This is a genomic window from Streptomyces sp. NPDC096048, from assembly GCF_044763415.1.
In the GTDB taxonomy this organism is placed as follows: Bacteria; Actinomycetota; Actinomycetes; order Streptomycetales; family Streptomycetaceae; genus Streptomyces.
In genome coordinates this window covers 469,825-492,553 of record NZ_JBIWGG010000001.1, presented here as the reverse complement: position 1 = coordinate 492,553, position 22,729 = coordinate 469,825, and the positions used below count along the sequence as shown (strand labels likewise).

Annotated in this window: 23 protein-coding genes; 10 read left to right on the top strand and 13 right to left on the bottom strand. The window is 72.1% G+C overall.

From position 1 onward, the window contains the following. Nucleotides 1-25 precede the first annotated feature (25 nt). Nucleotides 26-538: a peptide-methionine (S)-S-oxide reductase MsrA gene (gene msrA, locus ACIQ6R_RS02430; RefSeq protein WP_404169579.1), complete on the bottom strand. Its 513-nt coding sequence runs from the start codon at nucleotides 536-538 to the stop codon at nucleotides 26-28. Nucleotides 539-807: 269 nt separating this feature from the next. Between msrA and ACIQ6R_RS02425 the strand changes: the two genes are divergently transcribed. Together ACIQ6R_RS02425 and ACIQ6R_RS02420 are read left to right on the top strand one after the other, a co-directional pair. Then, nucleotides 808-1,161 carry a DUF6247 family protein gene (locus ACIQ6R_RS02425; protein ID WP_404218180.1) on the top strand — a complete coding sequence of 118 codons (354 nt, stop codon included), beginning with the start codon at nucleotides 808-810 and terminating at the stop codon, nucleotides 1,159-1,161. A gap of 77 nt (nucleotides 1,162-1,238) precedes the next feature. Next, nucleotides 1,239-1,430 carry a hypothetical protein gene (locus ACIQ6R_RS02420; protein ID WP_404218178.1) on the top strand — a complete coding sequence of 64 codons (192 nt, stop codon included), beginning with the start codon at nucleotides 1,239-1,241 and terminating at the stop codon, nucleotides 1,428-1,430. 98 nt (nucleotides 1,431-1,528) lie between these two features. Here ACIQ6R_RS02420 and ACIQ6R_RS02415 read toward each other — a convergent pair whose 3' ends face one another. Beyond that, the gene (locus ACIQ6R_RS02415) at nucleotides 1,529-2,128 is read right to left on the bottom strand and encodes a TetR/AcrR family transcriptional regulator (protein WP_404169570.1); all 600 of its coding nucleotides are present in this window, start codon (nucleotides 2,126-2,128) and stop codon (nucleotides 1,529-1,531) included. A 164-nt stretch (nucleotides 2,129-2,292) separates the two neighbouring features. Here ACIQ6R_RS02415 and ACIQ6R_RS02410 point away from each other — a divergent pair, with 164 nt between their 5' ends. Continuing rightward, a complete protein-coding gene (locus tag ACIQ6R_RS02410; RefSeq protein ID WP_404169567.1) occupies nucleotides 2,293-3,312 on the top strand; it encodes an aldo/keto reductase in 1,020 nt (339 codons plus the stop codon). A 24-nt stretch (nucleotides 3,313-3,336) separates the two neighbouring features. Here ACIQ6R_RS02410 and ACIQ6R_RS02405 read toward each other — a convergent pair whose 3' ends face one another. Both ACIQ6R_RS02405 and ACIQ6R_RS02400 read right to left on the bottom strand, forming a co-directional pair. Continuing rightward, nucleotides 3,337-4,152, bottom strand: a complete 816-nt coding sequence (locus tag ACIQ6R_RS02405) for an SDR family oxidoreductase (protein ID WP_404169564.1) — start codon at nucleotides 4,150-4,152, stop codon at nucleotides 3,337-3,339. A gap of 225 nt (nucleotides 4,153-4,377) precedes the next feature. Then, the gene (locus ACIQ6R_RS02400; protein WP_404169561.1) at nucleotides 4,378-5,418 is read right to left on the bottom strand and encodes an NAD(P)-dependent alcohol dehydrogenase; all 1,041 of its coding nucleotides are present in this window, start codon (nucleotides 5,416-5,418) and stop codon (nucleotides 4,378-4,380) included. A gap of 171 nt (nucleotides 5,419-5,589) precedes the next feature. Between ACIQ6R_RS02400 and ACIQ6R_RS02395 the strand changes: the two genes are divergently transcribed. Continuing rightward, a complete protein-coding gene (locus ACIQ6R_RS02395) occupies nucleotides 5,590-6,465 on the top strand; it encodes a helix-turn-helix domain-containing protein (protein ID WP_404169558.1) in 876 nt (291 codons plus the stop codon). A 49-nt stretch (nucleotides 6,466-6,514) separates the two neighbouring features. Here the strand turns inward: ACIQ6R_RS02395 and ACIQ6R_RS02390 are convergent, their stop codons facing one another. The 3 genes from ACIQ6R_RS02390 to ACIQ6R_RS02380 all read right to left on the bottom strand — a co-directional run bounded on the left by ACIQ6R_RS02390 (nucleotide 6,515) and on the right by ACIQ6R_RS02380 (nucleotide 12,093). Continuing rightward, nucleotides 6,515-9,892, bottom strand: a complete 3,378-nt coding sequence (locus tag ACIQ6R_RS02390) for a S8 family peptidase (RefSeq protein WP_404218176.1) — start codon at nucleotides 9,890-9,892, stop codon at nucleotides 6,515-6,517. A 380-nt stretch (nucleotides 9,893-10,272) separates the two neighbouring features. After that, complete coding sequence (locus ACIQ6R_RS02385; protein ID WP_404169552.1) at nucleotides 10,273-11,520, bottom strand: Ig-like domain-containing protein; 1,248 nt, start codon at nucleotides 11,518-11,520, stop codon at nucleotides 10,273-10,275. A gap of 219 nt (nucleotides 11,521-11,739) precedes the next feature. Continuing rightward, nucleotides 11,740-12,093 carry a hypothetical protein gene (locus ACIQ6R_RS02380; RefSeq protein WP_404218174.1) on the bottom strand — a complete coding sequence of 118 codons (354 nt, stop codon included), beginning with the start codon at nucleotides 12,091-12,093 and terminating at the stop codon, nucleotides 11,740-11,742. 109 nt (nucleotides 12,094-12,202) lie between these two features. Here ACIQ6R_RS02380 and ACIQ6R_RS02375 point away from each other — a divergent pair, with 109 nt between their 5' ends. Further along, nucleotides 12,203-12,520: a hypothetical protein gene (locus ACIQ6R_RS02375; RefSeq protein ID WP_404218172.1), complete on the top strand. Its 318-nt coding sequence runs from the start codon at nucleotides 12,203-12,205 to the stop codon at nucleotides 12,518-12,520. Nucleotides 12,521-12,635: 115 nt separating this feature from the next. Here the strand turns inward: ACIQ6R_RS02375 and hutH are convergent, their stop codons facing one another. The 3 genes from hutH to ACIQ6R_RS02360 all read right to left on the bottom strand — a co-directional run bounded on the left by hutH (nucleotide 12,636) and on the right by ACIQ6R_RS02360 (nucleotide 16,408). Then, complete coding sequence (hutH, locus tag ACIQ6R_RS02370; protein ID WP_404218661.1) at nucleotides 12,636-14,174, bottom strand: histidine ammonia-lyase; 1,539 nt, start codon at nucleotides 14,172-14,174, stop codon at nucleotides 12,636-12,638. 93 nt (nucleotides 14,175-14,267) lie between these two features. Next, nucleotides 14,268-15,416, bottom strand: coding sequence for a diguanylate cyclase domain-containing protein (locus ACIQ6R_RS02365; RefSeq protein WP_404169543.1), 1,149 nt, complete (start codon nucleotides 15,414-15,416; stop codon nucleotides 14,268-14,270). A gap of 191 nt (nucleotides 15,417-15,607) precedes the next feature. After that, nucleotides 15,608-16,408, bottom strand: a complete 801-nt coding sequence (locus ACIQ6R_RS02360; protein WP_404169540.1) for an enoyl-CoA hydratase/isomerase family protein — start codon at nucleotides 16,406-16,408, stop codon at nucleotides 15,608-15,610. Between the two features lie 211 nt (nucleotides 16,409-16,619). Here ACIQ6R_RS02360 and ACIQ6R_RS02355 point away from each other — a divergent pair, with 211 nt between their 5' ends. Beyond that, nucleotides 16,620-17,324 carry a hypothetical protein gene (locus tag ACIQ6R_RS02355; protein ID WP_404169537.1) on the top strand — a complete coding sequence of 235 codons (705 nt, stop codon included), beginning with the start codon at nucleotides 16,620-16,622 and terminating at the stop codon, nucleotides 17,322-17,324. Nucleotides 17,325-17,339: 15 nt separating this feature from the next. Here ACIQ6R_RS02355 and ACIQ6R_RS02350 read toward each other — a convergent pair whose 3' ends face one another. Together ACIQ6R_RS02350 and ACIQ6R_RS02345 are read right to left on the bottom strand one after the other, a co-directional pair. Further along, the gene (locus tag ACIQ6R_RS02350) at nucleotides 17,340-18,482 is read right to left on the bottom strand and encodes an adenylate/guanylate cyclase domain-containing protein (RefSeq protein WP_404169535.1); all 1,143 of its coding nucleotides are present in this window, start codon (nucleotides 18,480-18,482) and stop codon (nucleotides 17,340-17,342) included. 119 nt (nucleotides 18,483-18,601) lie between these two features. Next, nucleotides 18,602-19,468 carry a biotin--[acetyl-CoA-carboxylase] ligase gene (locus ACIQ6R_RS02345; protein WP_404169532.1) on the bottom strand — a complete coding sequence of 289 codons (867 nt, stop codon included), beginning with the start codon at nucleotides 19,466-19,468 and terminating at the stop codon, nucleotides 18,602-18,604. Nucleotides 19,469-19,578: 110 nt separating this feature from the next. Between ACIQ6R_RS02345 and ACIQ6R_RS02340 the strand changes: the two genes are divergently transcribed. The 4 genes from ACIQ6R_RS02340 (at nucleotide 19,579) to ACIQ6R_RS02325 (ending at nucleotide 22,277) form a co-directional block, all read left to right on the top strand. Then, entirely contained in the window at nucleotides 19,579-21,171 is a 1,593-nt protein-coding gene (locus ACIQ6R_RS02340) for an acyl-CoA carboxylase subunit beta (RefSeq protein WP_404218170.1), read from the top strand. A gap of 9 nt (nucleotides 21,172-21,180) precedes the next feature. Continuing rightward, nucleotides 21,181-21,387, top strand: coding sequence for an acyl-CoA carboxylase subunit epsilon (locus ACIQ6R_RS02335; protein ID WP_404169526.1), 207 nt, complete (start codon nucleotides 21,181-21,183; stop codon nucleotides 21,385-21,387). A gap of 109 nt (nucleotides 21,388-21,496) precedes the next feature. Continuing rightward, nucleotides 21,497-21,625 carry a morphogenic membrane protein MmpB gene (gene mmpB, locus ACIQ6R_RS02330; protein WP_121748868.1) on the top strand — a complete coding sequence of 43 codons (129 nt, stop codon included), beginning with the start codon at nucleotides 21,497-21,499 and terminating at the stop codon, nucleotides 21,623-21,625. A 31-nt stretch (nucleotides 21,626-21,656) separates the two neighbouring features. Beyond that, complete coding sequence (locus tag ACIQ6R_RS02325) at nucleotides 21,657-22,277, top strand: Maf family protein (protein WP_404218168.1); 621 nt, start codon at nucleotides 21,657-21,659, stop codon at nucleotides 22,275-22,277. Here the strand turns inward: ACIQ6R_RS02325 and ACIQ6R_RS02320 are convergent. Continuing rightward, nucleotides 22,246-22,728 carry a hypothetical protein gene (locus ACIQ6R_RS02320; protein WP_404218165.1) on the bottom strand — a complete coding sequence of 161 codons (483 nt, stop codon included), beginning with the start codon at nucleotides 22,726-22,728 and terminating at the stop codon, nucleotides 22,246-22,248. The two genes, ACIQ6R_RS02325 and ACIQ6R_RS02320, sit on opposite strands and share 32 nt — an antisense overlap. Between the last annotated feature and the right edge of the window lies 1 nt (nucleotide 22,729).

Sequence of the window (22,729 nt, the reverse complement as noted above, 5' to 3'; positions counted from 1 at the left end):
TGATCCCCGCCGGGCCGTCTCGCGTTCAGCCCTCGGACCGGGCGGGCAGCCGCCAACCCGGACGCGGGAAGTGGCAGGTGTAACCGTCCGGGTACCGCTGCAGGTAGTCCTGGTGCTCCGGCTCGGCCTCCCAGAAGGGGCCGACCGGCTCCACCTCGGTGACGACCTTGCCCGGCCACAGCCCGGAGGCGTCCACGTCCGCGATCGTGTCCTCGGCGATCCGCTTCTGCTCGTCGTCCACGTAGTAGATCGCCGAGCGGTAGCTCATGCCGATGTCGTTGCCCTGGCGGTTCTTGGTGCTCGGGTCGTGGATCTGGAAGAAGAACTCCAGGAGCGCGCGGAAGTCGGTCTTCTCGGGGTCGAAGAGGATCTCGATGGCCTCCGCGTGCGTGCCGTGGTCGCGGTACGTCGCGTTCGGCACGTCACCCCCGGTGTATCCGACCCGGGTCGCCGTCACGCCCGGGAGCCGGCGGATCAGCTCCTCCATCCCCCAGAAGCATCCACCCGCAAGCACGGCCCTCTGCGTCTGCGCAGCCATCGAGGCCCTCCAATTTCCGTCGCTCTGGTCACTCGGGCTACTCGGCTCGCACACCGACATCCCACGTCCACCTCCCTCAACGCACGAGGGTTGCGAGCGATTCCGCGCCCGTCCAGGACTGCCCGCGGGCATCGGCCTCGGCCCCGCCCAAGCAGGCCGGTCGGTACAGACGGGCGTATCGGTTCTGTCTCACTCGTCCGAGCGGTGGGGCAACACCCACGCCGGATACTCTGAGGCATGGGACCAGAATCGCGCCCATGGGAGTAGCAATGACCACCTCCGCTGCCGGGCAACCGCTCATCCCCCAGCCCCCTGCAACGGTCGCCGCACTGCGCCAAGCCATCAGGCAGATCGCACCGGCCGCGCTGACGGCGTTCACGCGTGAGCTGGATCAGGCGGCAGACCAGTCCCGGCAGGCCTCGGATCTGGCACCTCTGCAGCGATTCATCGCCCAGTGGGCCGTCTACGTTCACACTCAGCGTCAGCCCGCCCTGGCAGCAGCCCTCCGCAGCTGGGAGGACAGTGCCGAGTCGGGCGACGCAGCCCGTGCGCGACAGGCCGCATCCGAGATCGGGCGCATCCTCGATCAGGCCCACGCAGCGGTCGGGCTCCCCTCCCGGTGATCAGGGAATGGCGATGGGAGTACGACCCGGACCATGATCACGTAGCAGGCGGGTTCCCGGCACATGTCGTGGCGGAAGTGGAACGTCTGGCCGGCCAGCTCATCGACCTCGCCAGTACGGGTATCGACATCAGCGACCTCGGCAACGGTCCGCGTCCAGGCGGACCACGGCGGATGGATGCTGCCGGCGGATGGTTCTACTTCCTCGTGGCACCGCGGGACCCGCTGGTCGTCATCGTCCGTATCGTCCCCCCGTTCGACGCACTGTAGGACCAGTACGCCGTGGTGGACTCCACCCGGACGGCATCCGCCCCGAGTCGACGGCCTGCTGCGGGCCGACGGTTTCGACCGCCAGGTCCACGCCCCGGTCAGTCCGTCCGGCGCAACCCCGCCACCAGGACCCCCACCAGTCGGCGCGCGTCGTAGCGCGGGTCGTTCTCCGCGCCGATGCAGAGGTTGCCGACGCCGCGCATGAGTTCCAGGGCGGAGAGGTCGGACCGGATCTCGCCGGAGGCGGTCGCGGCGTCGAGGAGTCCGGTGCACACGGGCACGAGGCGGTCGAGGAAGTACGCGTGCAGCGTCTCGAAGCCGGCGTTGTCGGACTGCAGTACGGCGGCGAGGCCGTGCTTGGTGACCAGGAAGTCCACGAAGAGGTCGATCCAGCGCCCGAGTGCGGCGTACGGGGTCGGGCCGCTCGCCAGCAGGGCCGGGCCGGCCTCGGCGCAGGCCTCCACCTGGTGCCGGTAGACGCCGATGATGAGATCCGCCCGCGTCGGGAAGTGGCGGTAGATCGTGGCCGTTCCGACGCCCGCCTCGGCCGCGATGTCGCGGACCGCCGCCTCCACCCCGGACCTCACGAAGACCGCGGCGGCCGCGTCCAGAAGTGCCTCCTGGTTGCGCCGGGCGTCCGCCCGTCTGGGGCGGCCGGGGCGGCTGGTGTGCCCCGCGGCCTCGTCGGCGTCCACCATCGCGTCGTTCCCTCCACATACCGGCATTGCTAAACGGGACGCTGTTCCGTATCGTCAAACGGGACGGCGTTCCGGTTACCCATCATGCCAGAGGCCGGAGCCGTCGTGCCACGCCGTGCGCCCGCGCGCACCGCGCTCCCTTCCCTCGACGGAGGAACACGATCATGCAATACCGCACCTTGGGCCGCACCGGCGTGCAGGTCAGCTCCCTCGCGCTCGGCGCCATGAACTTCGGCCGCATCGGGCGTACCACCCAGGACGAGGCCAACGCCATCGTCGACGCCGCTCTGGAGGCCGGGGTCAACCTCATCGACACCGCCGACATGTACAGCGCCGGCGAGTCGGAGGAGATGGTCGGCAAGGCCATCGCCGGCCGCCGCGACGACATCGTGCTGGCCACGAAGGCGGGCATGCCCATGGGCGAGGAGCGCAACCACCGGGGCGCCTCGCGCCGCTGGCTGGTCACCGAGCTGGACGACAGCCTGCGCCGCCTCGGGGTCGACCACGTCGACCTCTACCAGATCCACCGCTGGGACCCGGCCACCAGCGACGAGGAGACGCTGTCGGCCCTGACCGACCTCCAGCGCGCGGGCAAGATCCGCTACTTCGGCTCCTCGACCTTCCCCGCCTACCGCGTCGTCCAGGCCCAGTGGGCCGCCCGCGAACACCACCTGAGCCGGTACGTCACCGAGCAGCCCAGCTACTCCGTCCTGCAGCGCGGGATAGAGAGCCACGTGCTGCCCGTGGCCGAGGAGTACGGGCTCGGGGTACTGGCCTGGAGCCCGCTGGCGTCGGGCTGGCTGTCGGGCGCGGTGCGTGCGGGCCGGGAGATCGCCACCCACCGCTCGGCGTTCATGCCGGAGCGCTTCGACACCTCCCTGCCCGCCAACCGGGCCCGGCTCGACGCCGTCGAGCGGCTGGCCACGGTCGCCGACGAGGCCGGCCTGACCATGATCCAGCTCGCGCTCGGCTTCGTGACCGCGCACCCTGCCGTGACCAGCGCGCTCATCGGCCCCCGCACGCTGGACCACCTGCACGCGCAGCTCGCCGCCGCCGACACGGTGCTCTCCGCCGATGTCCTCGACGCGATCGACGCGATCGTCGCCCCCGGGACCGACCTGGCCGCGCAGGAGAAGTTCGACACCCCGCCCGCGCTGCTGGACGCGTCGCTGCGGCGCCGCTGACGAGCACGCCGGCCGGAGCCGGGCTCACGAGCGGCGCGCGTCGGCCGTCACCGTCCCCCGCCCCGCCCGCTCCGACAGGAACTCCTCCCACGTCCGCCGGCCCACCCGCGCCCCGTCCAGCGTGAGGTTCGCCCCGGCGCGGTAGGCGCGGCCCGCCTTGCCCGGGATGCGGACCGGCAGGTGCGGACGGCGGCGCCGGGCGTGCAGGGCGAGGTACGGGCGGGCCAGGCCGGCCAGGTCGTGGACCTCGGGGCCGGTCATGTCGGGGACCCGGCCCGCGGGCGCCGCGAGGGCCAGCTCGGCCAGGCGGGCGGCGACCTCGCGGGAGTCGACCGGCTGGAGGCGCAGGCCGCCCGGGACGGGCAGGACCGGCAGCTTGGCCATCTTCTCGATCATCGTCAGGGTCAGCTCGTGGAACTGGGCCGCCCGCAGCACCGTCCACCCGAGGCCCGAGTCGGCGATCGCCCGCTCCGAGTCCAGTTTGGTGCGCAGCCACGCCAGCGGCACGCTGTCCGCGCCCACGACCGAGATGTACACGAGGTGCCGTACGTCCGCGTGCGAGGCGGCGCGCACCAGCGTGCGGGTCGCCTCGTCGTCGCCCTTCGGGCCGCCCGCCAGGTGCAGGACGGTGTGCACGCCGTCGACGGCGGCCCCGACGCCCTCACCGGTGAGGAGGTCGCCGGTGGCGTAGGTGACGCCGTCCTCGGCCGGGCGGGGGCGCCGGGTGAGGACCCGTACCTCGTGGCCGGCCGCCCGCAGCAGCGGGACGACGTGGCCGCCCAGGGTGCCCGTGCCGCCGGTGACCAGGAGGGGGGTGGTGGGGGACGAGGGGTACGTCATGACTGCTCCCGAGGGTCCTGACGCCCGGACGGACAGGTCGACAGCTGTCTGGTGCGCTGTCTGGTGCGCTGTCCGGTTCCTGCCCGTCCGGGCGTCCGCCGTGTGTCTACGGCGGTATGACCCGGGGCGGCGCGGCCGTGTGACAGGGACGGGGAAATCCCCGAGGAAATCCACGACGGAATCCACGAGGGCACCCGAGGGAATCCCGAGGATGCTTCCGGCCGGTCAGATCGTCGCGGTGTCGATCACGAAGCGGTACCGCACGTCGCTCGCCAGTACCCGCTCGTACGCGGCGTTGACCTCGGACGCGGCGATCAGCTCGATCTCGGCGCCGATGCCGTGCTCGGCGCAGAAGTCCAGCATCTCCTGGGTCTCCCGGATGCCGCCGATCATGGACCCGGCGAGGGTCTTGCCGCCGCCGAGCAGTGCGAACAGGTTGAGGGAGACCGGCTCCTCGGGGGCACCGACGTTGGCCAGGGTGCCCTCCGTCTTCAGCAGCCCCAGGTAGGCGCCGAGGTCGAGCGGGGCGGAGACCGTCGAGACGATCAGGTCGAAGGTGCCGGCCAGCTCCTCGAAGGTGGCCGGGTCGCTGGTCGCGTAGTAGTGGTCGGCGCCCAGCTTCAGGCCGTCGTCCTTCTTGCGCAGGGACTGCGACAGCACCGTCACCTCGGCGCCCAGGGCGTGCGCGAGCTTGACGGCCATGTGGCCGAGGCCGCCCATGCCGACGACGGCGACCTTCTTGCCGGGGCCGGCGTTCCAGCGCCGGAGCGGGGAGTACGTGGTGATGCCGGCGCACAGCAGCGGCGCGGCCTCGTCCAGCGCGATGCCCTCGGGGATGCCGAGGACGAAGTTCTCGTCGACGACGACCTTCTCGGAGTAGCCGCCGTAGGTGGGCTCACCGTCCTTGCCGATGCCGTTGTACGTCATCACGTTGCCGCCCGTGCAGTACTGCTCCCGGCCGGCCTCGCAGTTCTCGCACTCGCGGCAGGAGTCGACCATGCAGCCGACGCCCACCCGGTCGCCGACGGCGAACTTGGTGACGCCGGGGCCGACCTCGGAGACGATGCCCGCGATCTCGTGACCGGGGACCATCGGGAAGATGGCCTCGCCCCAGCCCTCGCGGACCTGGTGGATGTCGGAGTGGCAGATGCCGGCGAACTTGATGTCGATCAGGACGTCGTGCTCGCGCACCTCGCGCCGCTCGATGGTGGTCCGCTCCAGCGGAGCCTTGGCGGCGGGTGCGGCGTATGCGGCGACAGTGGTCATGCCGGGTTCTCCGGGTTCCTCGTGGCTGGTCTTCTGTGGGATACCTCCACCCTGCCGCCGCGGCGGGCATCCACCCAGACCACGGCTTTGCCTACGACCAGCGTGCGTACCACTGACGGGGACAGGCTCTCGTGCGTACGACCGGGAATACGACCGGCAATACTGGAGTACATGGATGGACAGCTGGACCGGCGTGCCGAACTGAGCGAGTTCCTGCGCACCCGGCGGGCCCGGCTGAAGCCGGAGGACGTGGGACTGCCGTCGTACGGGCGGCACCGCCGGGTGCCGGGGCTGCGGCGGGAGGAGCTGGCGCAACTGGCCGGGGTGTCCGTGGCGTACTACACGCGCCTGGAGCAGGGCAACGGGCGGAACGTGTCGGCGGAGGTCCTCGACGCGATCGCCCGTGCGCTCAGGCTGTCCGACGCCGAGCAGGCGCACCTGACGCACCTGGCGAAACCGCAGCAGCAGCGCAGGCGGGCGGCGGCGTCACGCGCGCAGCAGCCGGTGCGGGTGGCGCTGCTCCAGCTGCTGGAGTCGATCGACACGGTCCCGGCGTACGTGACCGGCCGGCGCTCGGAGATTCTCGCCTGGAACCGGATGGCGGCGGCCCTCTTCGGCGACTGGGGCAAGGTCCCGGCCCAGGAGCGGAACTGGGCGCGGCTGGTCTTCCTGAACCCGGACTACCGCGACCTGTTCGTGGACTGGGACCAGAAGGCGCACGACATGGTCAGCTTCCTGCGCATGGACGCGGGCCGGCACCCGGACGACCCGCGGCTGTCCACCCTGGTCGGCGAGCTGTCCGTGAAGAGCGAGGAGTTCCGGCGGCTGTGGGCCACGCACGACGTCAAGGAGAAGTCCTTCGGCGTCAAGCGGATGCGGCACCCGCTGGTCGGTGAGCTGACCCTGTCCTTCGAGACGTTCCGCCTCGTCGACGACGACGAGCAGGCGTTCATCACGTACCACGCCGAGCCGGGCTCCCCTTCGGCGGAGGCTCTGCGCCTGCTGGCGAGCTGGGGCACGGACGCGGCGGCTTCGCTGCGGACGTGACCTGGCCGGAACCGCGGGGCTCCGGCCAGGTCGTTTCGCGCGGCGCGGCCTACTTGCCGTAGTACGCGTCGTAGATCGAGATCACCGACTCGTTCTTCTTCTTGTCGACGATCGTGGCGCGGAAGGAGAGGGACTTCCCCTTCGCCGGGTTCTTGACGCTGACCTTGCCCTTCTTCACGGTGACCTTCTTCCAGGTCTTGCCGTGGTCGTACGACACGTGGACCGTGAGGGACTTGAGGTTGCGGCCCGCCGCCGCGCCCTCGACGGTGACCGGGACGGTGACCGTCCTGCCGGCGGTGACCTTGCTGTCCAGGCCGGTCGCCGCGGCGAAGCGGGCGGTGGACGCGGGCAGTTCGGTGCGGTCGGCCGTCTTCTTGGAGCGGAACGTCCAGCTCGCGTCGATACGGCTGGAGGCCGCGGCGACCTTGGCGGAACGCTTGACCGACGTCGTCAGCCGGTAACGGGCGTCACCGGAGGGCACCTTGAACTCGCCCTCGCCGAACAGCGGGTCCTTGTGGGAGCCGACCTTGGTGCCGTTGCGGTAGAGCGTGGTGGCGACCGAGGTGAAGGCCGAGGAGCCGGCGTGGCCCTTGCCGTCGGCGAAGAGCGGGACCGTGCCGGTGATGGTGTTGCCGTCGCGGTGGAGGCCGAAGTCGGCGTTGAGGCGCGGGCCGAAGACGGCGGTGTTGAAGGTCGCCGAGTAGCTCTTGCCCGCTTTGTAGCGCTGCGGGGCGCCGACCGTGTAGCCGGCCTCGACGACCGGGAAGCCGTCGGCGTCGAGGCCTCCGTACTGCTCGAAGCCGAGCTCCCACCTCACACCGTTCCCGGTGGACAGGTGCAGGGTGCGGATGCCGGGCAGGGGCTGTTCGATGCCGATCGAGGAGGCGCCCATGCCGCCGGGCAGCCAGCCGGTCGCGGTGACCGCGCCCTTCTTGCCGCTCGCGGAGGCGCCGAGGCCGGCCTTGAGGGTGGCCAGTTCGCCCGCCTTGTAGTGCCGGGTGTAGCCGGTGGCGAGCTGCTTGACCGTGCCGCCGGCGACGGTGTCGTACTGCTCCTTGGCGCCCTTGGTCCAGTGGCCGTCCCACTGCTGGCTGACCGAGCCGTCGGTGATCCGCGGGCCGAGGTGCTTGGTGCGCAGGCCCGCGTAGGAGTCCAGCCACCAGCCGTAGCTGTAGCTGTTGCCGCCCGCCTCCACCGTGAAGTCAGCGGAGGCGAACTCGGACTTCGCGGCCTTGTCCGGCACGGTGATGTTCACCGGCTTCGCGGTGCGCGCGTCCAGGGTGACGGTGGTCTTCCGCGTGACGTTCAGCTTCGGCTGCGCGATCCAGTCGGCGCCCTTCCACTTCTCCGGGTCGTCGCTCACGCGGATCGAGGAGTTGAGGATGTAGGCGCCCTTGGGCACGCGCACGGTGACGGTGCCGTCGGCCTCGTACGGGGTGAACCAGGTGTCCGTGGCGAGGCCGGAGACGCCGGTCAGGTCGGTCTCGTAGTTCGCGGTGGGTTTGCCGTCGCGGCCGAGGGCCTTCAGCGTGACGTCGTACGACTCCACCTCGCGCTCCACGGCGGCTGCCGTGCGGACGGTCTGCCCGCCGCCGGTCGCCGTGACGTACGCCGAGTAGGCGCCGTCCACCGTGCCGCCGAGCCTGGTGTCGGCGGTGAGGGCCACGGAGGCCTTGCCGCCCGCCGGGACGGTGACCGAGCCGGCGCCCAGTTCGAAGAAGCCGGCGGGGGCCGCCTTGCCCCCCGGGCCGGTGGCGGTCGAGGTCAGCTTGAGCGTGACGGCCTTGGTGCCGAGGTTGCGGTAGGTCAGCTGCTTGGTGACCGGCTTGTCGTCGGCGTGCGGCCACTGCTGGGTGCCGAAGGTGGCCGACACCGGGTCGGCGAGCACGGTCTGCTTGACCGCCTTGTCGACCTGGATACGACCCGAACCCTGCTGGAAGGGGGTGTACTTGCCGCCCTTCGCCGATCCCGTCAGCGCGCCCTTCAGCTCGGCGTACGTCCAGTCGGGGTGCTGCTGCTTGAGGAGGGCCGCGGCGCCCGCGACGTGCGGGGTCGCCATCGACGTACCGGAGATGGTGACGTATCCGGCGGGCTTCTCGCCCTCCTCGCGGGCGATGATGCTGCCCTTGGCGGAGGCGGCGGTGATGTCGACGCCGGGCGCGGTCACGTCGGGCTTGATCGCGCCGTCGAGGCCGGGACCGGTGCTGGAGAACGACGCGAGCTTGTCCCCGTCGTCGACCGCGCCGACGGTCAGGGCGGCGGCGGCGCTGCCCGGGGAGCCGACGGTGCGGTCGCCGAACTCGCCGTCGTTGCCGGCGGCGATGGCGAAGAGGATGCCCTTCTCCGCGGAGAGCTTGTTGACCTCGGCCTCCAGCGGGTCGATCTCCGGGGTGTCGCCGCCGCCGAGGCTGAGGTTGACGATGTCGGCGCCCTGCGCGGCCGCCCACTCCATGCCGGCGAGGATGCCGGAGTCGTCGCCGAAGCCGTCGTCGCTGAGCACCTTGCCGTTGAGCAGCTTGGCGCCGGGGGCCACGCCCTTGTACGTGGCGCCCGCCTTCGCGCCGGTGCCGGCGGCGATGGAGGCGACGTGGGTGCCGTGGCCGTACTTGTCGGTGGCGTCGGGCGAGACGGAGAAGTTCTTGGACGCGACGACCTGGTTCTTCAGGTCGGGGTGGGTGGTGTCGACGCCGGTGTCCAGTACGGCGATCTTGACGCCCTTGCCGTCGTAGCCGGCGGCCCAGGCCTTGGGGGCACCGATCTGCGGGACGGACTTGTCGAGGCTGGCCGTGCGCACGCCGTCGAGCCACACGTGTGCGATGCCGGATGCGGTCTTCTCGCCGTTGGTCAACGCGTCCCACAGCTCGGGCGTGTCCTCGTGCGGGGTCTGTACGGCATCGGCGTTCAGGGAGTTCAGGGTGCGGCGGAGGGTGCCCGCGTCGCGGACGTCGGCCTTGGTGGCCTGCGCGCCGCCCCGGTAGCCGACGATGACCTTCAGGCCCTTCTTCTGGGCCTTTCGGGTGGTGGCCTTGTTCAGCTCGGTGATGTCGAAGAGGCGCTGGTCCAGCCTGCCGGTGGCAACCAGGCGGGCGGCGTCGGCCGGGACGACGAGGGTGTGCCCGCCGGCTCTGCGGATCTGGACGGGTATGTGCTCGCGGCCCTCGGCCCGCTCCAGGCCGACGACGCGGCCCTTGGCGTCGACGGCGACCCGGTCGCCGGTGATCAGCGTGACGCGGTGCTTGGCCGTGCCGGAGGCGGCCCGCGCGGCACCGGCCTGGGCGGTCTCGGCCCGCGCCGAGGCCGCCGTACGGTCCCCGTCCGCCGTCCGTGCCCCGTCCGCCGCTGCCGGGCTGGTCATGCCCGCCGCGAGCGCCACCGCCGCGGCCGTGGCGACCGTGGCCGCGCCGACCCTTTTCACTTTTCTGCGCAAAGTTCCCCCTTGCGGAAGTACCGGGAGAATTCCCCGTTCACCCGGCCGGGGGTGGTCTCGCACGCGCGTGCTCCCCCGGAACTCGGAGTATGCCGAGGGAAGATCAGCCGCTCAAGACCGCGAACGGCGACCGCGGAGACGGTCGGGAAACCGCCTGCCAACTGTTACGAGATCGCCGTCCGGCGTTACGCGTCCGCGCGAACTCCGTTACGCAACAGCGGGATTGGACGCCGAACACGAAACACGAAACACGAAACACGGAAGACGGAAGACGGAAGACACCGCACACCGCACACCGCACGCCGGACGCCCGCCGCCCCGAGGAGGGGCGACGGGCGTCGGATGAAGCGAAGTCGCGGTGGGACGCGGTGCGTTCGGCGTCAGACCGCCGAACCCGCCTTCCACTGGGCCCAGTCCATGTTCCAGCCGTTGAGGCCGTTGTCCGGGGCGATGGTCTTGTCACCGGTGTTCTGGACGACGACCACGTCACCGATGATCGAGTTGTTGTAGAACCACGCGCCCGGCGTGTTCGGGTCGTCGGCGCCCTGGGTGTCGGCCAGGCCGACGCAGCCGTGGCTGGTGTTGGCGCTGCCGAAGATGCCCTTGCTCCAGTAGTTGCCGTGGATGAAGGTGCCGGAGGTGCTCAGACGCATGGCGTGGGGCACGTCCTTGATGTCGTACTCGCCCTTGCCGTCGTCGTCGGTGAAGCCGACCGTCGAGCCGTCCATCCGGGTCTCCTTGAACTTCTCGGAGATGACCATCTGGCCTTCGTAGGTCTTGTTCTCGGGGGAGCCGGCGGAGATCGGGATCGTCTTGACGGTCTTGCCGTCCTGCGTGACCTTCATCTGCTTGGTCTTCGCGTCGACGTACGAGACCTGGTTGCGGCCGATCTTGAAGGTGACCGACTTCTGCTGGACGCCGTAGACGCCCTCGGCGCCCTCGACCCCGTCGAGCGCCAGCTTGAGGGTGACGGTCGAGCCCTCCTGCCAGTAGTCCTCGGGGCGGCAGTCCATGCGCTGGGTGCTGAACCAGTGGCAGGCGACCTCCTGGCCGCTGCTGGTGTTGACCGTGATGCCCTTCTGGACGGCGGCCTTGTCGGTGATCTCCTTGTCGAAGTTGATCGACACCGGCATGCCGACACCGACGGTCTTGCCGTCGTCCGGGGTGAAGGTGCCGATGAAGCTGTTCTTCTGGGAGACCGTGGTGAACGACGCGTTCTCGTGGGCGGCGCGGCCCTCGGAGTCCTTCGCGGTCGCCGTCAGCTTGTAGGTGGTGGCCCGCTCCAGCTGACCGGTGGGCTTCCAGCTGGTCTTGTCCGCGGATATCTCACCGCTGACCTCGGTGCCGTCGGAGGCGGTCATCTTCACCTCGGTGAGCGTGCCCTTGCTCACGGTGACGCCGGCGGAGTTGTTGATGGAGGCGTTGTCCGAGTTGTCCTTCGGCGTGATCTTGATCTGGGCTTCGGACGCCTTCTTGGCCGCCGCCTTGTCGGCCTCGGCCTGCGAGGTCTTGCCGTCCCCACCCCCGGAGGTGCCGGCGTCGCCACTGGAACATGCCGAGAGCACCAGCACACCGCCGAGCAGTGCGGACGCGGCCGCCAGACCCTTGCGCCGCTTACCGTCCGTCATCACACGCTTCTCCATCGTTGCCGAGTCCGGAAACCCCGAGATTCCCCGTCAAGAACTTTCAACGCTACGACCGGTTCGTCCCGTTCCACATCGCTCGTGGGTGTGGGGCATGCCACGTTTGCCACGGGGGCGGTGCGGGGTTCGGCCAGCGCGCCCCTTGAGACGACGAAACCCCGGACGACGGTTGCCGCCCGGGGTCACGTTTTTCCCCACACCGCGTCAGCCGACCGTCATTTCATCGTCTTCCGGGTCGTTCTCGTCGCCATCTTCCTCGTCCAGGTCCCACTCGGGCGAATCGGGGTCGTAGTCGATCTGCTCGCTGCTCCAGGAGGCCTGCTGGAGCTCGACTCCGGGCACCGCGCTGACCAGGTCGAACGGGTCCACAAGGTGGGCCAGGGCCTCCGCGGTGTCCTCCGTCACAGCACGCTCGGCGTGGACCCTTTCCGCGTCGGGCAGGTCGGCGTCGTCGGCGAGCGACTGCAGCGCGGCCCCGGTGACGGCCTCCTCGTCGTCGATCTCGAGAACGAGCTCGACGCGAATCCGTACAAAACGTGATGTCTCTGGAGTACTCATGCCCGGAGCGTAAGGCCGACCGCTCCCGTGACTTTCCTGTGACCCGCGGCTTTCACTAACATCTGCCCACACGGCCAATTCGCCAGCGCCACAAGGGGATCGATATTCCGTGTCATCCGCTCGCCGACCGTTGCTGACCGCCGCCGCCGCGGGCGGCCTACTGTGCGCCCTGTGGTTCGTCCCGTCCGCGAACGCGACACCCGACACACCGGTACTCAAGGCCGCGTCCGCGGGCCCGTCTCCGCAGGTCACCGAGCAGGCCAGAGTCGCTTCCACGGGCACGGCGGCCACCGGTGAGGGCACCGCCCGCCTGGCCGACACCGGAAGCTTCGACAGCACGCCGTACGTCGTCGGCGGCGCCCTGTGCCTCGGCCTCGGCGCCGGGTTCGTCGGGTATTCGGTGCGCCGGGAACGCCTCGATTTTTGACAGCGCTTGACGTTCTTTTAGCTGTTCTTGACCGTGCGGGGACGACAGGCCCGCCGGAGACGGCGCAGAGGGGCCCCGTCCTCCCGACCGGGCCCCTCCGACTTCGCCGACTCCGCTACCGCAGCGGCCCGGTGACCGTCTCCGCGGCCGCGACCAGGTGCCCGGCGCGTACGAACGCGTCCGCCGCGGCGAGATCGGGCGCCAGGAACCGGTCCGGGCCGGGACCCTCGACACCGGCCGCCCGTACGGCGTCGATGACCGCCTGCGAGGCCGGGGCGGGGGTGAGGCCCTCGCGGAGCTGGATCGCGCGCGTGGCGGCGTACAGCTCGACGGCGATCACGCGGGTGAGGTTGTCGACGGCCGTGCGCAGCTTGCGCGCCGCCGACCAGCCCATGGAGACGTGGTCCTCCTGCATCGCGGAGGACGGGATCGAGTCCGCCGAGGCGGGTACGGCGAGCCGCTTCAGCTCGCTGACCAGGGCGGCCTGCGTGTACTGGGCGATCATCAGACCGGAGTCGACACCGGCGTCGTCGGCGAGGAACGGTGGCAGGCCGTGGCTGCGGTTCTTGTCGAGGAGCCGGTCGGTGCGCCGTTCGGCGATGGAGCCGAGGTCGGCGGCGGCGACGGCGAGGAAGTCGAGTACGTAGGCGACCGGGGCGCCGTGGAAGTTGCCGTTGGACTCCACGCGTCCGTCGGGGAGGACCACCGGGTTGTCCACGGCCGCCGCCAGCTCGCGCTCGGCGACCAGGCCCGCGTGCGCCATGGTGTCGCGTCCGGCACCCGCGACCTGCGGGGCGCAGCGCACCGAGTAGGCGTCCTGGACGCGGGGGGCGTCGTCCTGGTGGTGCCCGGTCAGGCCGGAGCCGTTGAGCACGGCGGCCATGTTGGCGGCGCTGGCGGCCTGCCCCGGGTGCGGACGGATGGCGTGCAGCTCGGGGGCGAGCACCTTGTCCGTGCCGAGCAGGGCCTCCATGGTCAGCGCGGCGGTGATGTCGGCGGACTTGTAGAGGGTGTCGAGGTCGGCGAGAGCCATGACCAGCATGCCGAGCATGCCGTCGGTGCCGTTGAGGAGGGCGAGCCCCTCCTTCTCGCGCAGTTCGACGGGGGCGATCCCGTGCTCGGCGAGCAGCTCGCCGGCCGGCCGCACGGTGCCGTCGGGGCCCTCGGCGTCGCCCTCGCCCATGAGGGTGAGCGCGCAGTGCGAGAGGGGGGCGAGGTCGCCGGAGCAGCCGAGGGAGCCGTACTCGTGCACGACCGGGGTGATCCCGGCGTTGAGCACGTCCGCCATGGTCTGCGCGACCTCGGGGCGGACGCCGGTGTGCCCGGAGCAGACGGTCTTCAGCCGCAGGAACATCAGCGCCCGGACCACCTCGCGCTCGACGCGCGGACCCATCCCGGCGGCGTGCGAGCGGACGATGTTGCGCTGCAGCTGGGCCCGCAGGTCCGGGCTGATGTGCCGGGTCGCCAGGGCGCCGAAACCGGTGCTCACGCCGTACACGGGGTCCGGCTTGGCGGCCAGCGCGTCCACGATCTGACGAGCCGCGGCCAGGGCGGCCACCGCTTCGCCGGAGAGCTCGACCCGGGCGCCGCCCCGCGCCACGGCGAGGACGTCGGACGCGGTGACTCCGGTGGTCCCCACCACCACACTGTGCATATCCATATTCAGGAGCGTACGCACTGAATTCGATGATGTCACGAGGGAGTACGTCACGGATGCGCGCCGGTCGCGCCCCTTACCGATGCCGGGTCACGGCGAGTGCCGCCCGCGGAACCGCCGGCGCTCCCCGCCCTCCTCCCGGGAGGGCTCGTCGGCGAGGCGTACGACGGGGTCGTCGGGCCCCTCCCGGCCGGCGACGACCGGCCCGGCGGAACGCTCGGCCTTGGCGCGGTACTGGGCGGCGTCGGCGAGCCGGAAGAGCCTGCGGGCGGAGCGCACGGGGCCGACGGGGTCCTGCGTGGACGCGACCCCGCAGGCCACGCCGTCCCCCAGCTCCAGCTCGGCCGCGCGGCGGCACAGCTCCTCGGCCGCCTTGACCACCTCGTCGGCGGACGGCCCGACCGCGAGCAGACAGAACTCGTCCCCGCCGAGCCGCGCGGCGAGCGCACCCGGCAGCATCGCCCCGCACAGCGACAGCACCGACCCGAAGCGCTCCAGGAGCCGGTCGCCCACGGCGTGCCCGTGCGTGTCGTTCACCCGCTTGAGGCCGTTCAGATCACAGACGACGAGACTGACGACGACGTCCTCCCCGCGGTGCCGTTCGACGGCCTCGTCCAGGGCCGTGTCGACGGCGCGGCGGTTGGCCAGCCCGGTGAGCGCGTCGGTGTACGCGAGGCGCCGGACCTCCTCCAGCCGCTCGGTCTGGGCGATACCGGCGGCGACGACCGAGGCCAGCACGGTGGCGAAGTCGGCGTCGGGCCGCTCGAAGACCCGCTCCCCCACCGGACGGGCCACGTACAGCTCGCCCCAGGCGCGGCCGTGCAGCACGATCGGCGCGACCACGCAGCAGCCGCGCCCCCGGCGGCGCAGGGCGGCGACGCGCTGGTGGACGTACCCGGGGCGCCCGGCGGCGGGCCCCTCGGCCGTCTCGACCCAGGCGTCGGGCTCACCGCCGCCTGCCCAGCGCTCGTGCAGGAACTCGGTGATCTCCGCGAACTGGTGCACCGGATAGGACTCGTCCTCCGGGAACTCCTCCTCGCCCTCGGCCCGCCGGCCGACGTTCACGAGGACCCGGAGCCGGCCCAGCTCGCGCTCCCACACCGACAGCGCGGCGAAGCTGCCGCCCAGCGCCAGGCACGCACCGACCGCCGCCGCCCGCCACGCCTCACGCGAGCTGTGCGCTGCGGCCATGCCCTGCGCCAGTGCCACCACGGCCGCGAGCCGCCTGTCGTCACCCATCACTCCAGGCTAGGGAGATTCAGGCCGAAACGGGACTCAAGCGGGGCGAACGGGGGCGAACGGGGGCGCCCACCTGCGATGCGGACATCGGACAGCAGCGGAGACGGACCAGCGGGGCCACACCCCCCGGCCGCCGACGGGGCTGCTCCCACGGCCACCGACGGGGCCGCTCCCCCGACCACCGGCGGGGGCTACTCCCCCGGCCACCGCGGCGCCCGCTTCTCGTTGAACGCCGCCACCCCCTCGGCCCGGTCCCCGGAGAACGCCACCGACCGCCACGCCGCGTCCTCGACCTCCAGCCCGGCCCGCAGGTCGAGACCGTGCCCGAGCCGCAGCGCCCGCTTGGCCGCCCGCAGCCCCACGGGCGAGTTCGCGGCCATCCGGGAGGCGAGGTCCAACGCCTCCTCCCGGTCCCGGCCCTCGTCCACCAGCTGGTCCACCAGCCCCAGCTCGCGCGCCTCCGCGGCCTCCACCCGCCGCGCCGTGAACACCAGCTCGGCGGCGCGCGCCGCCCCCACCCGGCGCGGCAGCAGCTGCGTACCGCCGCCGCCCGGAATCACCCCGACCGACACCTCGGGCAGTCCCACCACCGCCGTGGGGTCGGCCACGATCACGTCGCACGACAGCGCCAGCTCGAACCCGCCCCCCAGCGCGAACCCGTGCACGGCCGCGACCGTCGGCACCGGCAGCTCCAGCACCGCGGTGTACGCCGCCCGCGTCACCGGCCGCTGCCGCAGCAGGTCGGCGTCGGAGAAGGAGTTGCGCTCCTTGAGGTCGGCCCCGACGCAGAACGCGCGCTCGTGGGTCGAGGTCAGCACCACCACCCGTACGCTCCGGTCCTCGCCCAGCGCCGCGCACGCCGCCCCGACGGACCGGGCCATCGCGGTGGAGACGGCGTTCATGGCCTTCGGCCGGTCGAGCGCGAGCTCCGCGACATGTCCGTCCCCGTGCCGTCGCACCAGGACGAACTCTCCGAACCGCTCCTCGCTCATGACACCCTCCGGTTAACGCGTGTTAACAAGTCGACCACCCGATCATCGCAGGCGGGCCCGCGCGGCGAAAGACCGGACGCGCCCGCTCGCCCCCGCTGCCCGCTTACCCGTTCGGGTGACATCCGGCCGACCGCCGTGTCCCGGCCCGCGCCGGCCCATAGCGTCGCTCCGCCACGGCGCAGCGGGGGCGCGTGCGCACCGGGGAGGGATCATGACGACGACCGGCACGACCAGCACGACCGGCACGACCGGCACGACCGGCACGACCAGCACGACCAGCACGACCGGCACACCGACGAAGGCACGGCACCCGTGGGGCAACCGCGGCCGGCACCGCAGGCCCCGCCCCCGCAAGGCGGTACTCGCCGCCGGCGGCCTCGCACTGGCGGCCGGCGCCCTGGGCCTCGTACGCCTGCTGCCGGAGTCCGGTGGCGGCGACGTGGACGGATACGGCGCCGAGGCCGGACCGAGCGTGGAGGCGGGCGGGGGCCGGGGCGCCGCGCCGGACCCGGCGACCGCACCCGCCGCCGCGAGCACCGCGGGTTCGCCCGAGGTCAGCCCGTCGGCGACTTCGGCCATGGGCGGTCTGAGCGGCTCCCCCGGACCGGGTCTCATACCCGGACCGGGGCCGTTCGCGAGCGGCCCCTCGGCCGCGCTCCCCTCCGCGACGACCGTCCCGGACTCCCCGGACACACACCACACGGCTCCGCCGCCCGCTCACACCCCGCGGCCGCCACGGCCCCCGGGATCTCCGCCGCCACCGCGGCCGGACACCCCCGCACCGCGCCCCACGCCGACCCCGCCCCCGGACCGCGGCACGCCGCCCGCGCCCGCCCCGACGCCGGAGCCGGACCCTCCGGGTCTGTGCGTGCCGGTCATCGGCCTGTGCGTGGACCTGCGCGACGGCGACGGCTGACGGGCACCGGCGGCCCTACGACTCCCCGCCGTCGCCCCGCCGCGTGAGCAGCCACGGCTCCACCACGCCGAGACCGCGCACCGGCCGCTGCCACATCGGCTGGAGCGCGAAGCGGTACGCCGGCGGCTCCTCGCCCTCCTTCTCCGCGGCGGCGGCCTCCTCGGCGGCCGCCGCCTCCGAGGCCGGGGCGTCGCGCGTACGGATCAGCTCCTGCGCGAAGGCGGCGTCGACGAGGACGGCGTCCTTGGGGGCTATCGAGGTGAGCCGGGAGGCCAGGTTGACGGTCGTGCCGAAGACGTCGCCCATCCGGGTGGTCACCGTGCCGAAGGCGATGCCGACGCGCAGTTCCGGCATGGTCTCGTCGTTCGCCATGGTCTCGATGAGACGCAGCGCGATCTCGGCGGCCGTACCGGCGTCGTCGGCGGCGTAGAGCACCTCGTCGCCGAGGGTCTTGATCAGCCGGCCGCCGCGTGCGGCCACCAGGTCGGCGCAGGTGGTCTCGAAGGCCTCGACCAGCTCGCCGAGTTCCTCCTCCTCCATCCGGCGGGTCAGCCGGGTGAAGCCGACCAGGTCCGCGAAGCCGACCGCGAGACGCCGGTCCACCATCTCCTCGTCGTCACCGGCCTGCACGACCCGGCCCGCCGAGGCGGCGAGCTGGCGCCGCCAGACGTAGACGAGGAACTCCTGCAGCTCGGGCAGGAGCAGCTCGACGATGGGATAGGTCACCTCGGTGCGCGTCATCCCGGGCTCCGGGGGCTCGGTCAGGCCCTCCAGGAAGGAGTCGATCTGCCACTCGGCCAACCGGGCGGTGGTCTGCCCGGTGGACCTCGCCACCTGAACGGCCATGGCCTCGCTGAGCAGCCCCGCCTCCACCAGACCGGCCAGGCGCCGCAGGGCGAGGACGTCGGCCTCGGTGAGCGCCTTGGCCTGGCCGATGTCGGCGAAGCCCATGGCCCGCCAGAAACGGGACGCCAGCTCCATGGAGACGCCCGCGCTGCGGGCGGCCTGGAAGGGGGTGTAGCGGCGCTCGGCGCCCAGGATGAGCCCTTCGAGTCGCAGCGCGAGCGGGTCCTCGCCGGAGTCGGCGGACTCCGGGTCGGGCTCGGGGTCCACCCGGCCGTCCCCGTCCGCGCCGGAGCCCGTGTCGTCGACGGTCACGCCTGCTGCCCTTCCGATCTGCTGCGGTCAGGTTCGACCGGCCCCAACTTTACGTCAGGTGTGCCCCAGCTCACTCCCGGCGAGCCGCAGGCAGCGGCCCGCCGCGCGGGCGGGCGCACTCACGCCGGCCGCAGGTGCACGATGTCCCCCGCCCCCACCGGCTCCTGCACCCCCGCCTCGGTGGCCAGCACGAGCCTCCCGTCCCCGTCCACGGCCACCGCCTCCCCCACGATCGACCGGTCCCCCGGAAGCTCCGCCCGCACCACCCGCCCGAGCGTCGCGCATCCGGCCGCGTAGGTCTCCTGCAGCCCGCTGGCCGCCGGGTCGCCCTCGGCCGCCCGCCACCGCCCGTACCAGTCCTCCAGCGACCGCAGTGCCCCCCGCAGCAGCGGATCCCGGTCGGTGTTCACGGCCCCGGCCAGCGCCAGGGACCCGGCCCGCGGCACCGGGAGCTCGTCGGCCCGGAGGGTGACGTTGACGCCCACCCCGATGACGACCCCGTCGTCCCCGGCCCGCTCGGCGAGGATGCCGCCCGCCTTGCGCTCCTCGTCGCCGACCGTCACCAGCAGGTCGTTGGGCCACTTCAGGGCCGTATCGACACCCGCCGCCCGGGACAGCCCCGTCGCCACCGCGACGCCGGTGAGCAGCGGCAGCCAGCCCCAGCGGGTCACGGGCACCTCGGCGGGCCGCAGCAGTACGGAGAAGAAGAGCCCGGAGCGGGCCGGTGCCGTCCACTGCCGGTCGAGGCGGCCACGCGCGGCGCTCTGCTCCTCCGCGACGAGGACGAACCCCTCGTCCAGCTTCCCCTCGGCGGCACGGGCCACCAGGTCGGAGTTGGTGGAACCGGTGCGCTGCACCACGTCCACCTGCCGCCACAGCCCTCCGTCCCGCACCAGCCCCCGGCGCAGGGCGGTGGTGTTGAGGGGCGGCCGGTCCAGGTCGGACCACCGGTTGTTCGGGGAGTCAGAGGCATCTCGGGGCGTCATGCAACCCACACTAGGTGTGGGAAACACCGCACTGCCGAACGGAAGGCCCCCTACTACTCTACGAACGAGTAACCGTCCCCCCTTTTGAGCAGGCAGGGAGCCGCATCCCGATGTCCGAGCCGGAAGAGCAGCAGCCCGACATCCACACGACCGCGGGCAAGCTCGCGGACCTGAGGCGCCGTATCGAGGAAGCGACGCACGCCGGTTCGGAACGCGCCGTCGAGAAGCAGCACGCGAAGGGCAAGCTGACGGCCCGTGAGCGCGTCGACCTCCTCCTCGACGAGGGGTCCTTCGTCGAGCTGGACGAGTTCGCCCGGCACCGCTCCACCAACTTCGGCCTCGACGCCAACCGCCCCTACGGCGACGGCGTCGTCACCGGATACGGCACCGTCGACGGCCGCCCCGTCGCGGTCTTCTCCCAGGACTTCACCGTCTTCGGCGGGGCGTTGGGCGAGGTCTACGGCCAGAAGATCGTCAAGGTCATGGACTTCGCGCTGAAGACCGGCTGCCCGGTCATCGGCATCAACGACTCCGGCGGCGCCCGCATCCAGGAGGGCGTGGCCTCCCTCGGCGCCTACGGCGAGATCTTCCGCCGCAACACCCACGCCTCCGGCGTCATCCCGCAGATCAGCCTGGTCGTCGGGCCGTGCGCGGGCGGCGCGGTCTACTCCCCCGCGATCACCGACTTCACGGTCATGGTCGACCAGACCAGCCACATGTTCATCACCGGCCCCGACGTCATCAAGACCGTCACCGGCGAGGACGTCGGCTTCGAGGAGCTGGGCGGCGCCCGCACCCACAACTCCACCTCCGGCGTGGCCCACCACATGGCCGGCGACGAGAAGGACGCCATCGAGTACGTCAAGCAGCTGCTGTCGTACCTGCCGTCCAACAACCTCTCCGAGCCGCCCGCCTTCCCCGAGGAGGCGGACCTGGAGGTCACGGACGAGGACCGCGAACTGGACGTGATCGTCCCGGACTCGGCGAACCAGCCGTACGACATGCACACCGTCATCGAGCACGTCCTCGACGACGCCGAGTTCTTCGAGACGCAGCCGCTGTTCGCGCCGAACATCCTCACCGGCTTCGGCCGCGTCGAAGGCCGCCCGGTCGGCATCGTCGCCAACCAGCCGATGCAGTTCGCCGGCTGCCTGGACATCACCGCGTCCGAGAAGGCCGCCCGCTTCGTGCGCACCTGCGACGCCTTCAACGTTCCCGTCCTCACCTTCGTGGACGTCCCCGGATTCCTCCCGGGCGTCGACCAGGAGCACGACGGCATCATCCGCCGCGGCGCCAAGCTGATCTTCGCCTACGCCGAGGCCACCGTCCCCCTGATCACGGTCATCACCCGCAAGGCCTTCGGCGGCGCCTACGACGTCATGGGCTCCAAGCACCTGGGCGCCGACCTGAACCTCGCCTGGCCCACCGCCCAGATCGCCGTCATGGGCGCCCAGGGCGCGGTCAACATCCTGCACCGCCGCACCATCACCGAGGCCGGTGACGACGCCGAGGCCACCCGGGCCCGCCTGATCCAGGAGTACGAGGACGCCCTCCTCAACCCCTACACGGCGGCCGAGCGCGGCTACGTCGACGCGGTGATCATGCCGTCCGACACCCGCCGCCACATCGTCCGCGGCCTGCGTCAGCTGCGGACGAAGCGGGAATCCCTCCCCCCGAAGAAGCACGGCAACATCCCCCTGTAAGGAGCCGCTGTGATCAAGGTCGTACGGGGCAACCCCACCCCGGAGGAGCTGGCCGCCGCCCTGGCGGTGGTCAGGGCCCGCGCCGCGACGGCGGAACCCGAGCCGTCCGGCGCGCCGAGCAGCAGGGACGCGTGGTCCGACCCGTCCCGCATCGCAGCCCGGCACATGCCCCAGCCAGGCCCCGCTTCATGGGGCCGCACATACTGGCCGGGCTGAGGCCAGGCCCCCAGGGGCGCGGGGAACCGCGCACGGAAGAGGAACGCCGCGCCCCAAATAAGTACCCGTACTCAAGCGCCCCCCAACGGCCAAGCCCCACGCTAGTGGCATGCTGTGGTCCGACCCCGAGAACGAGCCGCCCAAGGAACTGCGCGACATGCAGGACATGCTGCGGCGGCTCAGCGTCTTCCTGGCGGCGGCCATGGTTCTCGCGATGATCGTGATCGGCCTGGGGTGAACCGCCCCGCCCGGGTGACTAACCTGATCCCATGACTGCTCAGCGCCGCAGGCGACTCGTCCTCGCCTCCCAGTCCCCGGCCCGGCTCGGGCTGCTCCGCCAGGCCGGGCTCGCCCCCGAGGTCCTCGTGAGCGGCGTCGACGAGGACGCCGTCACGGCGCCCACCCCCGCCGAGCTGGCCCTCGCCCTCGCCGAGGCCAAGGCCTCCGTCGTGGCCGCCAAGCCCGAGGTGCACGGCGCCCTGGTGATCGGCTGCGACTCGGTGCTCGACCTGGACGGCCAGGCCCTCGGCAAGCCGGCGGACGCCGAGGAGGCCACCGCCCGCTGGAAGGCGATGCGCGGCCGGGCGGGAACGCTGCAGACCGGCCACTGCGTCTGGGACACCGCCTCCGGCCGCTACGTCTCGGCCACCGCCTCCACCGTCGTCCGCTTCGGCGAGCCGACCGACGAGGAGGTCGCGGCCTACGTGGCCTCCGGCGAGCCCCTCTACGTCGCCGGGGCGTTCACCCTGGACGGCCGCTCGGCCCCGTTCATCGACGGCATCGAGGGCGACCACGGGAACGTGATCGGCATCAGCCTGCCCCTGGTACGCCGACTGCTCGCCGAACTCGGGGTCAGCATCACGGAGTTGTGGGCGCCGGCGGAGGGCTGACCGGGGAGCCGTCGTCACCCTTGCCGTCCTCGGGCCGCCGACCGGCCGCGGGTTCCCCGCGAGCGTCGTAGGTCATCAGCAGCAGCACGATGAGGGCGAGGGTGAGGATCATGAACAGGAAGGCGTGCCAGCCCACCAGTCCCCAGGTGAGGGCACCCAGCACCCCGTGCACCACGGCCGCGCTGATCAGCAGGACCCGGCCGAGGCCGGCGGGCGCCCGGTCGCGCAGCGCCACGAGCAGGGCCACCAGCCCGCACAGCGCGAAGTAGAGTCCGAAGACGACACCGCCGACCTTCGAGGACACGGACATCATGTCCGGGTCGAGACCGGCCAGGGACATGTCCTGCCGGTCGACGACAGTCCCGAGGAACCAGTTCAGCGCCGCGACGCCGACCGCCTCCACGAAGAGCACGACCGCCACGATCCACGCCACCGGCCTGCGCACTGTCACC

What these genes read in the sequence shown, in the direction of transcription:
- msrA (WP_404169579.1), bottom strand. Translation starts at nt 538, where the DNA reads ATGGCTGCGCAGACGCAGAGGGCCGTGCTTGCGGGTGGATGCTTCTGG.
- ACIQ6R_RS02425 (WP_404218180.1), top strand. Translation starts at nt 808, where the DNA reads ATGACCACCTCCGCTGCCGGGCAACCGCTCATCCCCCAGCCCCCTGCA.
- ACIQ6R_RS02415 (WP_404169570.1), bottom strand. Translation starts at nt 2,128, where the DNA reads ATGGTGGACGCCGACGAGGCCGCGGGGCACACCAGCCGCCCCGGCCGC.
- ACIQ6R_RS02410 (WP_404169567.1), top strand. Translation starts at nt 2,293, where the DNA reads ATGCAATACCGCACCTTGGGCCGCACCGGCGTGCAGGTCAGCTCCCTC.
- ACIQ6R_RS02405 (WP_404169564.1), bottom strand. Translation starts at nt 4,152, where the DNA reads ATGACGTACCCCTCGTCCCCCACCACCCCCCTCCTGGTCACCGGCGGC.
- ACIQ6R_RS02400 (WP_404169561.1), bottom strand. Translation starts at nt 5,418, where the DNA reads ATGACCACTGTCGCCGCATACGCCGCACCCGCCGCCAAGGCTCCGCTG.
- ACIQ6R_RS02395 (WP_404169558.1), top strand. Translation starts at nt 5,590, where the DNA reads ATGGATGGACAGCTGGACCGGCGTGCCGAACTGAGCGAGTTCCTGCGC.
- ACIQ6R_RS02385 (WP_404169552.1), bottom strand. Translation starts at nt 11,520, where the DNA reads ATGACGGACGGTAAGCGGCGCAAGGGTCTGGCGGCCGCGTCCGCACTG.
- ACIQ6R_RS02380 (WP_404218174.1), bottom strand. Translation starts at nt 12,093, where the DNA reads ATGAGTACTCCAGAGACATCACGTTTTGTACGGATTCGCGTCGAGCTC.
- hutH (WP_404218661.1), bottom strand. Translation starts at nt 14,174, where the DNA reads ATGCACAGTGTGGTGGTGGGGACCACCGGAGTCACCGCGTCCGACGTC.
- ACIQ6R_RS02365 (WP_404169543.1), bottom strand. Translation starts at nt 15,416, where the DNA reads ATGGGTGACGACAGGCGGCTCGCGGCCGTGGTGGCACTGGCGCAGGGC.
- ACIQ6R_RS02360 (WP_404169540.1), bottom strand. Translation starts at nt 16,408, where the DNA reads ATGAGCGAGGAGCGGTTCGGAGAGTTCGTCCTGGTGCGACGGCACGGG.
- ACIQ6R_RS02355 (WP_404169537.1), top strand. Translation starts at nt 16,620, where the DNA reads ATGACGACGACCGGCACGACCAGCACGACCGGCACGACCGGCACGACC.
- ACIQ6R_RS02345 (WP_404169532.1), bottom strand. Translation starts at nt 19,468, where the DNA reads ATGACGCCCCGAGATGCCTCTGACTCCCCGAACAACCGGTGGTCCGAC.
- ACIQ6R_RS02340 (WP_404218170.1), top strand. Translation starts at nt 19,579, where the DNA reads ATGTCCGAGCCGGAAGAGCAGCAGCCCGACATCCACACGACCGCGGGC.
- mmpB (WP_121748868.1), top strand. Translation starts at nt 21,497, where the DNA reads ATGCTGTGGTCCGACCCCGAGAACGAGCCGCCCAAGGAACTGCGCGAC.
- ACIQ6R_RS02325 (WP_404218168.1), top strand. Translation starts at nt 21,657, where the DNA reads ATGACTGCTCAGCGCCGCAGGCGACTCGTCCTCGCCTCCCAGTCCCCG.